This window comes from Alcanivorax sp. (assembly GCF_019431375.1).
Taxonomy (GTDB): Bacteria; Pseudomonadota; Gammaproteobacteria; order Pseudomonadales; family Alcanivoracaceae; genus Alcanivorax; species Alcanivorax jadensis_A.
The window spans coordinates 1,640,614-1,657,328 of record NZ_CP080267.1 but is presented as its reverse complement, the minus strand read 5'-3'; the positions used below and the strand labels follow the sequence as shown (position 1 = coordinate 1,657,328).

Annotated in this window: 15 protein-coding genes; 2 read left to right on the top strand and 13 right to left on the bottom strand. The window is 60.5% G+C overall.

What is annotated here, in order from left to right; translation table 11 throughout:
- Positions 1-81 precede the first annotated feature (81 nt).
- The 8 genes from KZ772_RS07635 to KZ772_RS07600 form a co-directional block, all read right to left on the bottom strand.
- On the bottom strand, positions 82-948 hold the full coding sequence (locus tag KZ772_RS07635) for a septal ring lytic transglycosylase RlpA family protein (RefSeq protein ID WP_290539202.1): 867 nt from the start codon (positions 946-948) through the stop codon (positions 82-84).
- Complete coding sequence (mltB, locus tag KZ772_RS07630; protein ID WP_290539201.1) at positions 945-1,991, bottom strand: lytic murein transglycosylase B; 1,047 nt, start codon at positions 1,989-1,991, stop codon at positions 945-947. The genes KZ772_RS07635 and mltB overlap by 4 nt, the downstream gene beginning before the upstream one ends.
- Before the next feature lie 160 nt (positions 1,992-2,151).
- Positions 2,152-3,297 (bottom strand): rod shape-determining protein RodA, encoded by a 1,146-nt coding sequence (gene rodA, locus KZ772_RS07625; RefSeq protein ID WP_290539200.1) that lies wholly within the window; start codon positions 3,295-3,297, stop codon positions 2,152-2,154.
- Complete coding sequence (mrdA, locus tag KZ772_RS07620; RefSeq protein ID WP_290539199.1) at positions 3,294-5,180, bottom strand: penicillin-binding protein 2; 1,887 nt, start codon at positions 5,178-5,180, stop codon at positions 3,294-3,296. The genes rodA and mrdA overlap by 4 nt, the downstream gene beginning before the upstream one ends.
- Positions 5,181-5,207: 27 nt before the next feature.
- Entirely contained in the window at positions 5,208-5,678 is a 471-nt protein-coding gene (rlmH, locus tag KZ772_RS07615) for a 23S rRNA (pseudouridine(1915)-N(3))-methyltransferase RlmH (protein ID WP_290539198.1), read from the bottom strand.
- On the bottom strand, positions 5,678-6,034 hold the full coding sequence (gene rsfS, locus KZ772_RS07610) for a ribosome silencing factor (RefSeq protein ID WP_290539197.1): 357 nt from the start codon (positions 6,032-6,034) through the stop codon (positions 5,678-5,680). The genes rlmH and rsfS overlap by 1 nt, the downstream gene beginning before the upstream one ends.
- Entirely contained in the window at positions 6,024-6,707 is a 684-nt protein-coding gene (gene nadD, locus KZ772_RS07605) for a nicotinate-nucleotide adenylyltransferase (protein WP_290539196.1), read from the bottom strand. The genes rsfS and nadD overlap by 11 nt, the downstream gene beginning before the upstream one ends.
- Positions 6,707-7,963 carry a glutamate-5-semialdehyde dehydrogenase gene (locus KZ772_RS07600; protein WP_290539195.1) on the bottom strand — a complete coding sequence of 419 codons (1,257 nt, stop codon included), beginning with the start codon at positions 7,961-7,963 and terminating at the stop codon, positions 6,707-6,709. The genes nadD and KZ772_RS07600 overlap by 1 nt, the downstream gene beginning before the upstream one ends.
- Positions 7,964-8,459: 496 nt before the next feature.
- On the opposite strand from KZ772_RS07600, the gene KZ772_RS07595 reads away from it, so the two are divergent.
- The gene (locus tag KZ772_RS07595) at positions 8,460-9,749 is read left to right on the top strand and encodes an alpha/beta hydrolase (protein WP_290539194.1); all 1,290 of its coding nucleotides are present in this window, start codon (positions 8,460-8,462) and stop codon (positions 9,747-9,749) included.
- 155 nt (positions 9,750-9,904) lie between these two features.
- Here KZ772_RS07595 and KZ772_RS07590 read toward each other — a convergent pair whose 3' ends face one another.
- The 5 genes from KZ772_RS07590 to leuS all read right to left on the bottom strand — a co-directional run bounded on the left by KZ772_RS07590 (position 9,905) and on the right by leuS (position 15,918).
- Positions 9,905-10,762: a class I SAM-dependent methyltransferase gene (locus KZ772_RS07590; RefSeq protein WP_290539193.1), complete on the bottom strand. Its 858-nt coding sequence runs from the start codon at positions 10,760-10,762 to the stop codon at positions 9,905-9,907.
- 97 nt (positions 10,763-10,859) lie between these two features.
- Positions 10,860-11,408 (bottom strand): DJ-1 family glyoxalase III, encoded by a 549-nt coding sequence (locus KZ772_RS07585; protein ID WP_290539192.1) that lies wholly within the window; start codon positions 11,406-11,408, stop codon positions 10,860-10,862.
- A 554-nt stretch (positions 11,409-11,962) separates the two neighbouring features.
- Positions 11,963-12,964, bottom strand: coding sequence for a DNA polymerase III subunit delta (holA, locus tag KZ772_RS07580; RefSeq protein WP_290539191.1), 1,002 nt, complete (start codon positions 12,962-12,964; stop codon positions 11,963-11,965).
- Complete coding sequence (lptE, locus tag KZ772_RS07575) at positions 12,964-13,473, bottom strand: LPS assembly lipoprotein LptE (protein ID WP_290539190.1); 510 nt, start codon at positions 13,471-13,473, stop codon at positions 12,964-12,966. The genes holA and lptE overlap by 1 nt, the downstream gene beginning before the upstream one ends.
- 9 nt (positions 13,474-13,482) lie before the next feature.
- On the bottom strand, positions 13,483-15,918 hold the full coding sequence (gene leuS / locus KZ772_RS07570) for a leucine--tRNA ligase (protein ID WP_290539189.1): 2,436 nt from the start codon (positions 15,916-15,918) through the stop codon (positions 13,483-13,485).
- Between the two features lie 140 nt (positions 15,919-16,058).
- Here leuS and KZ772_RS07565 point away from each other — a divergent pair, with 140 nt between their 5' ends.
- On the top strand, positions 16,059-16,673 hold the full coding sequence (locus tag KZ772_RS07565) for a YdcF family protein (RefSeq protein WP_290539188.1): 615 nt from the start codon (positions 16,059-16,061) through the stop codon (positions 16,671-16,673).
- The last annotated feature ends 42 nt before the right edge of the window (positions 16,674-16,715 follow it).

The window sequence follows — 16,715 nt, the reverse complement described above, 5'->3', positions numbered from 1 at the left end:
TGACATCACCGGATGGCTGCATTCTAGAGGAGCGCAACCGGGCTGTTAACCGGAGGAACGGCTTAGATTGCCCTGACTTTATCAGGGCGTCACGGGTACAGGGCGGTCGAAACCGGCATCGGCCATGGTTTGGCGGACCTGTTGGCGCTGCTCATCATCGGCGTAGGGGCCGATCCAGACCCGGTGCAGATTGCCGGAGGAGCGAATTTCACTGCCCAGACCCAGTCGTTCAAGCAGGGTCTGCTGCATGCGCTCGGCAGCGGTTCGGTCCTGAAAGGCGCCGGCCTGCAAGAATAATCGTGTGTTGGTGGCGACGTTTGGTGGCGGGCTGTCCACGGCGGCGCGAACGGCGGTGGGCACCTTGCTGACAGGCACATTGGGTGCCGGGGTGGCACTGATGGCTTCTACTCTGACCCTGCCAGTACCGGCCTGCTCAATGCCAAGACGGACTGCTGCCGCCCAGGACAGATCAATAATGCGGTCTTCATGGAAGGGGCCCCGGTCATTGACGCGGACCACCAGGCTTTTGCCGTTATCCAGGTTGGTGACCCTGGCGTAGGTGGGCAGAGGCAGGCTGCGATGGGCAGCGGTAAAGCGGTACATATCGAAGGATTCACCGCTGGAGGTGCGGTGGCCGTGAAACTTCTGACCGTACCAGGAGGCAAGGCCTTCGGCGCGATACCCCTCGGCACTGGGCAGCACCCGATAGGATTTCCCCCAGACACTGTAGGTATCCGGGTTGCCGTAGCGGCTGCGAGGCTCGTCTTTGGGCACGGGTTCAGGCAGTTGCGATATATCGCGGCGTTCTTTGGGTGGGGTGTCCTGGTCCATGCTGTAACGGTCGGAACCCGGTGCGCCATTATGCGATGGCGTGCCGGATGGGCCCGGTGCCGTGGCGCAGGCACCGAGAAAGACGGTTGCCAGTGTTGTCACGGCTAGCCGTTTCATTCCTCGCTCTCCAGGGCTGCAGCAATGTCTCGTGACAGTTGTAGCACGGCCATGGCATACAGGCGACTGTGATTATAGCGGGTGATTACGTAGAAGTTGTCGGTGGCGAGCCAGAACTCGGTACCGTGGATACCCTCCAGGTCCAGCAGAGCAGTGCGCGTGTCCCCCGGCAGGTCAAAACAGTATTCGCTGGTAATGCCGTCGCCGTTGCAGCTTATTGCCGTGGCGCCTGCTTTGCTGGCCTGATCCAGGGTAAAGGACGGTTTATAGCCTTTTTGGGCCAGTGGCTGATAGCCGTTGCCTTCCACGCGGGCGCGCGCGGCTACCGGCAGATTTGGCTGCCAGCGATGTTCATGGAAATAGTTGGCCACGGAGCCGATGGCATCCACCGGGTTGTTGACCAGGTCAGTCACGCCGTCGTTGTCGAAGTCCACCGCATAGGCTTGATAGCTGGTGGGGATGAACTGTCCATAACCCATGGCGCCGGCATAGGAGCCGGTAATGGTGTTGGCGTCGATATGGGCCTCTTGTTCCAGCTCGAAGAGGGCCTTCAGCTGCTTGCGGAAGAAGCTGGCCCGGGGCGGATAATCAAAACCCAGGGTGGCCAGGGCGTCCACCACCCGGTAGGTGCCCATGTGCTGACCATAGCGGGTTTCCACCCCGATGATGGCGAGAATGATTTCCCGGGGGACACCGTAGGTCTGTTCGGCCCGGGCCAGGGTGTCGGCATGCTCACGGGCAAATTCTACCGCTTTCTGTACCCGGCTCTCTTGCAGAAAGATTTTCTGATAGGTGGCCCAGGTGTGGGTTTTTTCTGCCGGGCGGGCAATGGATTCCAGAATTTTGGGCTGACATTCGGCACTGCCCAGCACCTGGCGAATACGCGCTTCATCGCCGCCTTCGGCCACCAGCTCGCGGATCATGGCCTTGGCCTGGTCGCGTTGCAGATAATCATTGTTTTCCGGGCAGGTGTGTTCCGCCAGGACCGGCAGGGATGTGACTGTCAGTGCTGCGGCCAGAATGGCTTGGTAGGAACGACGCAAAGGGGGATCTCCTGTTCTCATTATTCCCATAGACCGTGTCGGAGCGATTTGGTGCCCGGCTGGATGAAAAAGGCGAGAAGCGAGTTAGGAGTTGAAAGGAGCGAAGAGCACAACACCGTCTTTTTCAGGGTTTTCGCTCCTCATAACACGCTCCTTGCTGCTAGTAACTCATCAACCGCCGATGGGTATGAATCGACATCAGCATGCCAAAACTGGCCAGCAAAGTGACGATGGACGTGCCGCCGTAACTGATAAGGGGTAACGGTACACCCACCACTGGCAAGAGTCCGGACACCATTCCGATGTTTACAAAGATATAAATAAAAAATGTCATCGTCAGGCTGGAGGCGAGCAGGCGAGAAAACGTTTCCTGTGCCTGCCAACTAATGAAAAAACCTCGCCCTACAATGACAAGGTAGATCATCAGAAGAACACTGACCCCCAGCAGGCCGAATTCTTCACTCAGCACCGCCAGGATGAAATCCGTGGAGGATTCCGGCAGGAAGTCCAGGCGCGACTGGGTGCCATCCAGCCAGCCCTTGCCATCCACGCCGCCGGAACCAATGGCGGTTTTCGACTGGATAATGTTCCAGCCGGTTCCCCGTGGGTCCGCTTCCGGGTTAAGGAAAGTGTCTACCCGGTTGCGCTGGTAGTCGTGCATGACGAAGAAATACATCAGCGGTGCGGCGGTCACCACCAGAATCACCGCCACAGCAATCAACCGCCAGGACAACCCGGCCATGAACAGTACCACCAGCCCGCTGGCAGCAATCAGGATGGCGGTGCCCAGGTCTGGCTGCATGCCAATCAGGGCTGCGGGAATCCCCAGCAGCGCCAGGGCAACCAGTACATCCATCAATTTGGGAGGCAGGGTACGTTCACTGAAATACCAGGCCACCATGGCCGGTACCGCCAGTTTCATGGCTTCGGCGGGCTGGAAGCGGCCGATGCCTGGAATACTGAGCCAGCGCTGGGCGCCCTTGGCTTCCGTGCCGGCGATCAATACCAGAACCAGCAGGGCCAGACCGCCGGTATAGAGGAAGGGGGCCCAGAATCGGTAGCTACGCGGCGGGATCTGGGCCAGCAGGAACAGGGCGGTGAGCCCGGCGCCAAAACGGACACACTGGCGGACTATTGTCTCCATGTTTTCGCCGCCGGCGCTGTAGAGAACGGCCAAGCCGCCCAGCATCAGTACTGCCAGCCCCGCCAGCAGGGGGGCGTCCAGATGTAGCCGCATGGCCAGCCCTGGAGACAGGGTGGCCCCGGTCTGGCCGGGCATCTGGCGGAGGTATTCACGCTGGCTCATGGGTTCACCTCGGCAGGAGGGGCGGGGTTTTCTTCAAAAACCGGCGGGACGTCCAGTTCCCCGTTTTCGTTCAGCAGCCAGGCATCCATGACCTGACGTGCCACCGGCCCGGCGGTGGAGCCGCCATGCCTGCCATTTTCCACCAGCACGCCCACGGCGATGGCGGGTTGCTCCGCGGGGGCGAACGATACCATCAGGGCATGATCCAGCATTCGCTCTGCCAGTTCATCCTCGTTGTAGGTCTCATCCTGCCCGACCGAGAACACCTGGGCGGTGCCGGATTTGGCAGCAATGGCATATTGGGCATCCACGGCCATCACTCTGGCGGTGCCTCTTGGACCGGTGACTGCCACCATGGCGTCGGTCATCTTTTCCCAGTTGCTCTCGTCGTTGAGAGTGATTTCGGTGCGTTCTACCGGCTGTTTATGCCCGGCCAGAGTAGGAACCACCTTCTTGCCGTGGCTGGCAGTGATGGCGGTGGCGGTGGCGAGTTGCAGTGGTGTTGCCAGCACAAACCCCTGGCCGATACTGGCGTTGATGGTATCACCATGGAACCAGGGACGATTGCGGTAGGCTCGCTTCCACTCCTTGGAGGGCATGATGCCGCTGGATTCGTTATACAGGTCGATGCCTGTAGGGGCCCCCAGGGAAAACTGCGTCATGTATTCGTGCATGCGGGAAATGCCCAGCTTGAAACCCATGTCGTAGAAATAGGTGTCGCAGGATTGCACCACTGCTTTGTGCAGATCCACCCGGCCATGGCCCCAGCGTTTCCAGTCCCGGTAGCGGTGTGGGTCGTTTTCCAACTGGTAATAGCCGGGGTCCGAGATAGTGCGCTGCCAGTTGGTAACGCCAGCATCCAGCCCTGCGATGCCCAGCATGGGTTTGATGGTGGAGCCCGGTGGGTAGCGGCCCTGCAGGGCTCGATTGAAAAGCGGGTTGTCGGGGTCGCTTTGGTAGGCGGAATAATCCTTATAGGAAATGCCGGTAACGAACAGGTTGGGGTCGAACCCGGGCCGGCTGACAAAAGCCAGTACGCTGCCATCGCGGGGATCGATGGCGACTACCGCGCCACGCCGCTCGCCCAGCGCTTCGTAGGCGGCTTTCTGCACTCGCATGGACAGGCGCAGGCGCAGGTCTTCGCCGGGCACCGGCGGCTGTTCTTCGAGTATCCGCAGAATGCGACCGCGGGCATTGGTTTCCACCTGGCGATAACCGACCTGCCCGTGGAGCTGGTCTTCGTAGAAGCGTTCAATACCTGAGCGACCGTAGAAGTGAGTCCCGGCGTAGTCACGCTGCTCGTCCAGGGTCATGGCTTCCAGGTCCTGGGCGTTGATGCGGTTCACGTAGCCCAATACGTGGGAGAACAGAATGCCATGGGGGTAGTGGCGAATGGGGTCGGCGGAGATACGGATGCCGGGCAGGCGATGCTGGTTGACGGCTAGTCTGGCGATTTCCTCTTCGCTGAGTCGACCACGCAGTGGCACCGGTTCCCAGGGGCGGCGGGCGGTCAGGCGGCGCTTCTGAAAGCGCTCCAGATCACCCGTGTCCAGCTCGATCAATTTTCCCAGTTCGCCAATGAGCTGGTCCAGATCACCCGCCTGTTCAATGATCAGTTCCAGTGAAAAGTCGGGGCGGTTTTCGGCCAGAATGACGCCGTCCCGGTCGGTGATCAGCCCCCGTGGGGGGGAAACGGCGAGGGTCTGTACCCGGTTATTGTCACTCAGGGTGGTATAGCGACTATGCTGAATAACCTGCAGCCAGACCATCCGGCTGATCAGGATCAGGGTCAGCAGCAACACCAGTAACACAGCCACGACCAGGCGCACACTAAAGATGCGCTGTTCATGGTGGTGGTCTTTCAGTGTTAATGGTCGGCGCATGATGGCGTCTGCGTCAGGGGGCGAAGGTCAGCGATGATAGGGGTGCCCGGTGAGCAGCGTCCAGCCCCGGTATAGCTGTTCGGCCAGTAAAACCCGTACCAGCGGATGGGGCAGGGTCAGGGTCGACAGGCTCCAGCGCTCGTGGGCGCTGGCGGATAATGTCGGGCAGAGTCCATCCGGCCCCCCTACCAAAAGCACCAGATCCTGGCCCAAATCTTTCAGCTCGCCCAGTTTACGGCTGAGCGCGGGAGTGTCCAGCGCTCGCCCGTTAACCTCCAGTGCCACGATTTTGGCGCCAGGGTACTTTTCCAGGCGTTTGCGGATGGCGTCAGCTTCGCTGCGAACCTGGCTAGCGGTGTCACCCTTGCTCCGTTTGGGCAGGGGGATTTCTTCCAATTCCAGGCGCATGTCCGGGGGCATGCGCTTCTGGTATTCGGCGAAACCCTCGGTGACCCAGGCGGGCATGCGGGTGCCCACCGCCAGCAGGAAAAGACGCATTATTCTTTGTTTTCGCGGTCCGGGTGATGCTGGGGATTACGCCACAGACGTTCCAGATCGTAGAACTCACGGGTGGCGGGTAGCATCAGGTGTACGATCACATCGCCCAGATCCACCAGGATCCACTCGCCGGTGTCCTGGCCTTCACTGCCCAGGGGATCGTGGCCAGCTTTCTTGGCCGCTTCCACCACGTTGTCGGCCAGGGCCTTCACATGGCGGTTGGAGGTGCCGCTGGCGATGACCATGTTATCGGCCACACTGGTGAGTTCACGCACGTCCAGCTGGGTAATGTTCTGGGCTTTGACTTCTTCCAGTGCGTCAATAACCAGTTGCAATAGCGGGGTGTCAGCGCTCATGAGGCCTCGTGTCTGATTCGGGGGAAGAGGATTTGGCCACATTATACAGATGGTGGCGATGAATATGGGCAACAACTGCCGGGTCCAGGGCTGGGCAGTCACCTTTTTCCGCCAGCGCCTGACGAATGGCGGTGGCGGACACCCCCAGAAACGGCCGCTGCAGCATCAGTCTCAGGCCGGCGGGCTGTCGGGCGATGCTGCCGGCATCCGATTCCGGGAAGGTGCTGAGTACCACATCCGCGGCCAGCGGGCTTTCCGGGCGAGGGACCACCGCCAGATGACACAGGGCCGCATAGTCCTGCCAGCGATGCCAGTGATGCAGGTTGGCAAAGCTGTCGGCGCCGATCATGAAGACCAGCGGGCGATGACCGATCTGTTCACGGTAGTGTTGCAGGGTCAGCAGGCTGTAGCTGGGGCCGGATTGTTTCAGTTCCCAGTCATCCGGAATCAGGCAGGGGTGGTCGGCACAGGCCAGTTCCAGCATGGCCAGGCGCTGTGCGCCATCGGCCAGGGGCTGAGGGCGGTGCGGTGGCACCGCGTTGGGGAGCAGATGCACAGGGGCATCGCCGAGCACCCGTGACACCGACCGGGCCGCACTGATGTGGGCCTGGTGAACAGGGTCAAAGGTGCCGCCGAACAGCACCAGCGGTGTGTTGTTGCGAGCAGTGCCCACTACTGGCGAATGTGGCCGTCGCCCAGCACCACCCACTTCTGGCTGGTCAGGCCTTCCAGTCCCACCGGCCCACGGGCGTGGATCTTGTCCGTGGAGATACCGATTTCCGCACCCAGCCCGTATTCGAAACCGTCGGCGAAACGGGTGGAGGCATTCACCATCACCGAGCTGGAATCCACCTCGGTGAGGAACTGCCGCGCCCGGGTGTAGTTTTCGGTGACGATGGCCTCGGTGTGGCCGGAGCTGTAACGGTTGATATGGGCAATTGCCTCATCCAGATCCTTGACCAGCTTTACCGCCAGAATCGGCGCCAGGTATTCCTCGCTCCAGTCGCTCTCGGTGGCTTCCTGGATACCCTCGACAATGCTGCGAACTTGCTCACAACCGCGCAGCTCAACACCGGCGTCACGGTATTTGGCCGCCAGTTCGGGCAAAACCTGCTGGGCAATGGCGTTGGCCACCAGCAGGGTCTCGGTGGTGTTGCAAGTGCCGTAACGCTGGGTCTTGGCGTTGTAAGCCACCTTGATGGCCTTGGCGATATCCGCCTGGTCATCGATGTAGGTGTGGCAGTTGCCATCCAGATGCTTGATCACCGGTACCCGCGCCTCATTGCTGATGCGCTCGATCAGGCCCTTGCCGCCTCGCGGTACGATCACGTCCACATACTCGGGGTGGGTGATCAGCTCGCCCACGGCGGCACGGTCGGTGGTTTCCACCACCTGCACAGCGGTGTCCGGCAGGCCGGCTTCGCGCAGGCCTACACGGATGCATTCGGCGATGGCCTGGTTGGCGTTGATGGCTTCGGAGCCGCCGCGCAGGATGGCCGCATTGCCGGATTTCAGGCACAGGGCCGCCGCATCAATGGTCACGTTGGGGCGGGACTCGTAAATAATGCCGATGACACCCAGCGGTACCCGCATCTTGCCCACCTGAATGCCCGACGGGCGATAGGCCAGGTCGGTGATCACACCCACCGGATCAGCCAGACCAATGATCTGTTCCAGGCCTTCCACCATGGCATCGAAACGGGCCGGGGTAAGTTCCAGGCGGTCGAGCAGGGCGGCATCCAGGCCGTTACTGCGACCGTTGTCCAGATCCTGCTGGTTGGCTTGCAGTACCGCATTGCGGTGGCTGCGCAGGGCGCTGGCGATGGCGGCCAGGGCCTTGTCCTTGTCACCGGAGCTGGCCCGGGCCATGGCGCGGGAGGCCGCACGGGCCTGCTCGCCAAGACGTTGCATGTATTGCTGGATATCCATAGTTCTCAAAACTGAAAGTGGTTAAAGAGCCTGCTTGCGGTCTACACACCGCTGCGCCGGAGGCCATTTTTCCGTCAGGTTGTGGCGCCGGAGATGCAGTGTAGCCCTTCTACATCAATCACCGGCAACGCAGGCTGGCGGAAAAATGCTCCCGGCCCTTCGGGTTGCGCTGCAAATCACGCCAGGCGGTGTTGCGGCCCTTGAACTTGGCCCACCGCGCCCTGCGGTCCGCGCCTTGCCTGGCGCCATTTTCAGCGGCAACGCAGTGGCGTGTAGACCACAAGCAGGCTCTGAAAGGGGGATTATAACGACAACCGGTCCTTTACGCTTGCACACAAATGGTGAAGAATTGAAAACCTTTGCTACACAAGTGTCCTAAATTATTGATTTTGTGGTACGAATGTACCGTTTGTGTGGCGCAAAACGGACTGCCTCATCCTGCCGGGTAAGGGGTAGCCGATACAACAAGAAAAAACTTGAACGGAGCCAGACACTTATGGCCATTCGCTATCAGGAATATACCCGCTCCGCTATAAAAGCCGCCCCGTTTCAGCTCTGGGTAGGTCAGTGGCGTATTGATTACCTGGCGTTCTCGCATCCGGACAATGCCCACAAACCGCCGTTGCTGGTGGTGGGGGGGGCCTTCCAGAATTTTACCTCCTACAAATATTGTGTCGAACGCATCTACCAGGATTTTCCGGTGGTGTTGGTGGACCTGCCGTCCCTGGGCAACAACACCCAGATCGCGCCGGACCTGAGCATGGAGGATCTGGCAGATCTGCTGTACGAATTCACCTGCCAGTCCGGCCTGGAAGAAGTGCACCTGATGGGACTGTCGCTGGGCTCCGCCGTGGCCAGCACCTTCGCCTACAAGTATCCCCAGGCCACCGACAAGCTGATTGTGGCCGGCATCGTCACCCGGCCGCGCAAAAGCTGGCGCATGCTGGTGGAAGAATCCGTGCGGGTACTTGAGCAAGGCCGCATGGATGAGTTCAGTCAGGCGGTGGTGCTCTATCTGGTCAACTACGACAAGATGAAGGAAACCGGCATCACCCCCACTGCCCGCAAGCTGTTTTACCGGCAGATGAAGCGGCTTTCCGATAACGAGCGCGAGCGCTACAAGATCAATGGCCGCCGGCTGTTGTCCGTGGAGGGGCTGCTGGGGTACCCGGAATGCGATACCCTGGTCACTACTGGTGAGTTCGATAGCTTCACCCTGCCCTGGGAAAACGCCTCGTTTGCCGAAAAATGCCCCAATGCCCAGTTCACCCTGATCAAGGGCGCGGATCACCTGCCGCAGCTGGAAAAACGGGAAGTGTCCCTGGACCTGTTCTCCACCTTCCTGCGAGGCGAGTCACTGGAAACCGTGGAGGGCATCCGTCGTTTCGGCAAGGGTGAGTACCACCGTATGGAGCGCCGTCGTGCCGAGCGCCTGGTGCCATGCAACAATCACGGCCACGTTACCAGCGAATCCCGGGTGGGCGACCGCTTTCGTTTCAACAAGCCGGTGCAGGTGGTGGACATCAACTTCTTCGGTTGCCTGATCAAACTCAGCGAGCCCGGTTTCTCCATCGCCGACCACGCCCGTGATTGCACCCTCTACATGGAAAGCCCGGAACTGAAACTGGAGCTGCTGGTATTCGATTACGATGATGCCGGTTATCTGCGCTGCCTGTTCAAGCACGGCAACATCCAGGCGGCGGAGCGTTTCACCGAGCTGCTGAAAAACAGCGAGTATTTCCTGCGCCAGGATAACGAGGGGAATGTGCATCGGATTTATGGATAAGCGGGAAGCAGTTAACAGTTAACAGTTAATAGTGAACAGTTAACTGCGAAAAGAGAGAAACAAAACGAAAGAGGCCGCACCCATGATTTGGGCGCGGCCTCTTTGCTGTCGGCCATGAGAAAACAACTCGCGAGCTGTTAACTGTTCACTATTAACTATTCACTGCCCCTTACCGTTCCTTCCATGATCCTCACCATTGGATTACCCCGCGTCTTCGGTATCGGCAATTTGCCGTAGTAGTCCGCCGGGTTATGGATTGCGAGGCTTTGAAAGCCAAGACGATGAAAGTGATCCACGGCTTCCATATCGGAGTGGAAATGGAAACCCACCTGGCTTCGGGACACAGTGCCCAGCATACCGCCCAGTACCTTCAGGGTGCGGTAGAAGGGCATGCCCTTGTAGAGCGGGTAGTTATCGGTGAGGTAGGTGCCTTGGGGGAATGCTTTCAGGGCGCTGGCCAGTTTGCGCCAGAAGTCGGAAATCACTGTCAGCGGGAAGTAGTTCACCAGCCCTTCGGTAATCACCACCACCGGTTTGCTCTGGTCCAGTTGGCCCAGCACATGATCCAGGCTGAGTTCGCCGTCTTCGGCGAAGATGTTGATAGGCTGGACCCGGTGGCGTTCGCTGATTACGCCGTGTTCTTCCAGTAGTTGCTGTTTGCGCCGTGCCATGTCCGGCAGGTCGGTTTCGATATAGGTGAGCTGCGGATATTGCTGGCAGAAACGGTGTCCCCGGGGCGACAGGCCGCAGGCGATTTCCACTACCTGGGTCACGCCGTCGTCGATCAGTTGATGCAGTCGATGGTCGATCAGGTGGTGGCGCTGCAGCAGGAAGGTGCGGATATTGCCGCCGACCACGTGTCGGCCCACGTACTCGAAGGGGGCCAGGGCGCCGTACAGAAAGGCTCCGCCCCTGGTTCGGAAGAAGGGTGCGGAGATGCCGTCGCGGGTCCATACATGGCCGGTGTAGAGGGCGGTAAAGCTGATCGATGAAGTATCCCGGGGTTCACTCATTATTGTTCTGGCTGGTTGTGGCAGAGGCCTGACAGGCTAGCAGAATTCCGCCATTGAGTGATGGCAATTTGTGCCAAATTGCCGGTGGTGTCAGGGTTCAAAGCACCATGGGCGATGCTACTGTATCGCGCTTCTCCCTGCCGCAGAGGGTTTCTACCAACGTCAGAGCGAATTCCAGAGCGGTGCCCGGGCCGCGGCTGGTCAGGCACTGGCCATCGTGGACCACCCTTTCTTCCATTCTACTTTTATCCGGCAGGGCGTCAGTGAAGGCCGGGTGGCCGGTTGCCGCGACGCCATCGAGCAGGCCGTGTGGGGCCAGAGCCACCGCGGGGGCGGCGCAGATGGCGCCGTAAAGACGGCCGCTGTCTCGCTGGCCGTGAAGTTTATCGATCAACTTTTCGCTGTCGGCCAGGGCCTTGGCGCCGGGCATGCCACCGGGTAACACGATCAGATCGAAGTCCTGTGCCATCACATCGTCAATCAAGGCGTCGGCCCGGATACGGGTACCACGGGCGGCCACAATGTCAGGCGTGCCGGTAACGCTGGCCACGGTGACTTCCACGCCCGCACGACGCAGCACGTCGATCAGGGTGACGGTTTCGATGTCTTCGCTGCCATCAGCGATGGGGATCAGGGCGGTTGGCATAACAGCTCCAGATATAGCTACAAGCTACAAGCTACAAGCTACAAGCTACAAGCTACAAGCTACAAGCTACAAGCTACAAGCTACAAGCTACAAGCTACAAGCTACAAGCTACAAGCTACGCTGGTGGGATAAGGAAAGACTGGAAAGTTCCTCGTAGTCCGCAATTTCTACGGAGCCGCTGTGGGAACGGAGCGTAGCAGAGTAACGCACGTCGTTCCGTGCGGCCCGAAGGGTGAGCGGAGCGAATAACCCATGCTTGTCCCCCAGGGGATCTACGACATGCGAACCGCGCTTGCGCGGAAATCGACCGGAGAGCGATCAGAAATCTCAGAGCTCGACAGCTTCCAGAAAGAACGGCGGATAGACTTTGGCCTCTCTTGCTTCGCTACGCTCGGTTCGCCATACAAGCATAGCTCCTACAGGAAGGCTCACTGGCCAAGGCTCGGATCGCGCCGCGAGCGACGCTCCTACGCCGACTTTCGGGGCACGGTGCTATTGGTTGGCACTACTTCCCTGTCTTGTGTTGCCGTTTTTTTTCCGCTATTCACTGCTTTTCATCGTTCCATGCTACGCGGTAGCGGATGCCCTGCAAGGCGCAAGGCTAACGAGGTGATGTACTGCCAGGGGTCGCCTTTGGCCATGCCCTTCACGCACTGGTCGGCGCGGATGGCGCTGGCCTGGGCAGCTTTCAGGTGTTGCGGGTTCAAGCGCTGTGCCTGGGCTTGCATGGTGCGTACCCGCTGGGGGGGCAGACGGGGTGGTGGGCCGCCGCTGAGCATGCCGTCGAGGATGCGGATGTCGCGGCTCAGGGCCCATAGCAACACTGGCGGCTCCACACCCTCGGCGCGCAGGGTCTGAATGATATGCAGCACACGCTGGGCATTGCCCTGGGCGGTGGCTTCGGTGAGATCGAAGGGCGAGTAGCGGCTGGAGTCGCCCACGGCCTGTTGCACGTCTTCCGGGCCTACCTGGCCGTCTTCCACCAGCAGGGTGAGCTTGTCCACTTCCTGGGCGGCGGCCAGCAGGTTACCTTCGCTGCGTTCGATCAGCAGGGCCAGGGCATCTTCTGTTGCGCTGAGTCCACGACTGGCCAGGCGGTCCTGCAGCCAGTTGCGCAGGCCGGCGCCTTCCACCGGCCAGACTTCGATGACCGCCCCCACTTCGTCCAGGGTTTTCACCCAGGCGCTGTTCCAGTCCTTGCGGCGGTCCAGTTTTGAACAGCGGATCAGCAGCAGGGTGTCATCGCCGGGGTTGGCCAGTATGTCGCGCAAGATCTGGCTGCCGGCCTTGTCCGGGCGCTTGTCGTTGAGCACCAGTTCGAGAATCCGGCGGCCGCCGAACAGACTCATGCTCTGGGATTCATTGAGCAGGGCATTCCAGTCGATGCCGGTGTCGGAGGAGAAGCGGTGACGTTCGTCAAAGCCCTGATCGCGGGCGGCGCGGCGCAGGTCGTCAAGCAGCTCGCCCTGTTGCAGCGGCTCATCGCCGGCCACCAGATAGGCGGGCAACAGGCGATCCGCAAGGTGTTTGCCAAGCTGCTCCGGGCGCAGACGCATCAGTAGGTCTCCCAGCCCTCGGAGGCTGCGGCGATCTGGTTGATCAGCCGGTAGGCCATGTCCAGAAACAGGTCGTCACGGACCAGTTGCTCCTCGTCGGAGGAGGCGGTGGCGTTTTCCGGGTACCAGGGCAGGTTGCGCAAGGTCATCATGCGCGATGGCGTGGTCAGCAGGGCGCCGGTTTTGCGGTCCTTGATGTGCCAGCGCAGGGTGTAGCGCAGTTCGATTTCCGCCTGGCGACCCTGGGCGTCCACGGCGGAAGTGCGCCGCATCCAGTCTTCATCATCGATGACCAGAATGTAGGGTGCCTCGTTGTGGACCAGTACGCCCTGGTCTTCCAGCTCGTCTTCCAGGGTGTAGCGCAGTTCCGTGGAGCCGCCGGTTACCGTCAGGGTTTCCATGGACGGTGTGCTGGTGGTGCCGCGCAGTTGCCAGCCGCAGGCACTGAGGACAAGCCCCAGAACCAGCAGCAGGGTCAGACGGGATGTGGCGCGCAAGCTGGATGTCATAACCGCCTCTCAGTTGGCAACGATGTTGACCAGTTTACCCGGTACCACGATTACCTTGCGGATGGTTTTACCGTCGGTGAACTTCTGCACATTGGGCTCGGCCTTGGCCAGGCTTTCCACGGTGTCCTTGTCGGCGTTGGCCGGCACCTCGAGTTTGGCGCGCACCTTGCCGTTTACCTGTACCACCAGCTCGATGCTGTCTTTTACCAGGGCGCTTTCGTCCACGGCTGGCCAGGCGGCGTTGAGTACTGCTTCATCGTGACCCAGGGCCTGCCACAGGGCATGACTGGCGTGCGGTGTGATGGGCGCCAACACCAGTACGGCGGCTTCCAGGGCTTCGTGCTTCACGGCCGCGTCGCCATCAAACTTGCTGACGTCATTGATCAGTTCCATCACCGCGGCGATGGCGGTGTTGAAGGTGTGACGGCGGCCGAAGTCGTCGCTGACCTTCTGGATGGTTTCGTGGGTCTTGCGGCGCAGGGCCTTGCCGGAATCATTCAGGGAGGCTACGTCCAGACGGCCGGGCAAGCCACCTTCAACGTGTTCGGCCACCAGGCGCCACAGGCGCTTGAGGAAACGGAAGGCGCCTTCCACACCGGAGTCGTTCCACTCCAGGGACTGCTCCGGCGGTGCCGCAAACATCATGAACAGGCGCACGGTATCGGCACCGTATTCCTCGATCATTTCCTGCGGGTCCACGGTATTGCCCTTGGACTTGGACATCTTGGCGCCGTCTTTGAGCACCATGCCCTGACAGAGCAGTTGCTTGAAGGGCTCGTCGGATTCCACCAGGCCGGTGTCGCGCAGCAGTTTGTGGAAGAAGCGCGAGTAGAGCAGGTGCAGGATGGCGTGTTCAATGCCGCCCACGTATTGATCCACGGGCAACCAGTAGTTGGCGGCCGCCGGGTCCAGCATGGCCTGGTCGTTCTGCGGGCAGCAGTAACGGGCGTAGTACCAGCTCGATTCCATGAAGGTGTCGAAGGTGTCGGTTTCGCGCAGGGCGGGTTGACCATTGAAAGTGGTTTTGGCCCACTCCGGGTCGGCCTTGATAGGGCTTTTCACGCCGTCCATCTCTACCTCGGTGGGCAGCACCACCGGCAGTTGATCTTCCGGGGTCGGGTGCAGCTCGCCATCCTCGGTTTCCACCATGGGAATGGGGGCACCCCAGTAACGCTGACGAGACACGCCCCAGTCGCGCAGGCGGTAATTGACCTTCTTCTCGCCCAGGTTGCGCTCACTGAGCCAGGCAGCGATAGCGTCGAAAGCCTCGGCGGAGGTCTTGCCGGTGAATTCCCCGGAGTTCACCAGTTTGCCTTTTTCGGTGAAGGCTTCGTTGTCCAGATCGATGGTTTCGCCATTGGCAGGCTCGATCACCTGGTTGATGGGCAGACCGTATTTCCTGGCAAATTCGTAATCGCGCTGGTCATGTGCGGGCACCGCCATGACCGCACCGGTGCCGTAGCTCATCAGCACAAAGTTGGCGACCCAGACCGGGACTGGCTCGCCGCTGATCGGGTGGGTGGCGGTGAGGCCGGTGTAGATGCCTTTCTTTTCCATGGTGGCCATATCGGCTTCGGCCACCTTGTTGTGCAAGCACTCTTCCACAAAGTCCGCCACTTCGTGGTTGGCGGCCGCGGCTTTCTTCGCCAGAGGATGGGCGGCCGCCACGGCCACGTAGCTCACGCCCATGAGAGTGTCCGGGCGGGTGGTGTAGACGCGCAGCGGCGCTTCGCCCTGAATGGCGAATTCCATTTCCACGCCTTCCGAGCGGCCGATCCAGTTGCGCTGCATGGTCTTGACCTGTTCCGGCCAGCCATCCAGTTGGTCCAGATCTTTCAGCAATTCATCGGCGTAGTCGGTGATCTTGATGAACCACTGGGGGATCTCTTTCTGTTCCACCAGGGCGCCGGAGCGCCAGCCGCGGCCATCAATCACCTGCTCGTTGGCCAGTACGGTCTGATCAATCGGGTCCCAGTTCACTGTGGACATCTTGCGGTACACCAGACCTTTCTCGTAAAGCTTGGTGAAGAACCATTGTTCCCAGCGATAGTATTCCGGGGTACAGGTTGCCAGCTCACGGTCCCAGTCGTAGCCGAAGCCCAGGCGCTGCAGTTGCCCGCGCATGTAGTCGATGTTCTCGAAGGTCCACTTGGCCGGCGCCACCTTGTTTTTGATGGCAGCGTTCTCGGCGGGCAGGCCGAAGGCGTCCCAGCCCATGGGCTGTAGCACGTTCTTGCCCAGCATGCGCTGGTAGCGACTGATCACATCGCCGATGCTGTAATTGCGCACATGGCCCATGTGCAGTCGCCCGGACGGGTAGGGGAACATGCTCAGGCAATAGAATTTTTCCTTGCCGGCCTCTTCGGTGACCTTGAAGCTTTGGTTATCCTCCCAATACTGCTGGGCTTGGGCTTCGACTTGATCGGGGCGATACTGTGCGTCCATCGGCTCTCTACTGATCAAAAAAACTTACGGGAACATCGCGGTTGCGAAGGGGACATAGGATACATGAGCTCAGCCCGGATTTCTCACTGGTCTGCACCCGTAAAGTGTTGGCTGAATAATCACCGCAAGCGGGAGTGCCGATGGCGTTGACCTACCTGGTGCTGCTGGTGCTGGTAGGGGGAACCCTGCCGGCAGTGGTCCGCAGCCTGTTGCCGCCCCTGCCGCGACGCAATACCGGTATTACTCCCCAGGCGGTGGTGGTGCTGGGTGCCGGGCGGAGACAGCGTGATGGTCAGTTTTCCCTGACCACCCGTGGCCTGCGGCGGTTGCAGCTGGCGGCGGAACTGGCCCATGAGCATGGTTTGCCGTTGGTGGTCAGTGGTGGCATCAGCGGAACGCCCCATGGCGACAACGAACCCAGCGAAGCCCAATTGATGGCCGAGCTGGTGCGCCGCCGCTGGCCGACCATGGTGGTGCTGGAGGAAGGGGAAAGCCGTAATACCTGGGAAAATGCGGTGTACAGCGGCGAGCTGCTGGGTCAGCGCGGCATCGACGAGATTATTCTGGTCAGTGATCGGGCCCATCTGCCCCGGGCCCTGCTGTGTTTTCAGAGCCAGGGGGTGCTGGCCCAGGCGGCCTGGCGCAAGCGGCTGCCAAAGCAGGAATGGGTGCCCTCCGCCGGGGCGTTATCCATGGTGCCGGAGATCTGGTACGAGTGGCTGGCGCTGGTGTGGTATCACTTGCGGTATCTCTAAAGGCGCCGGCCCCCGGACGGACACTCCTTGTGGCAAACGATG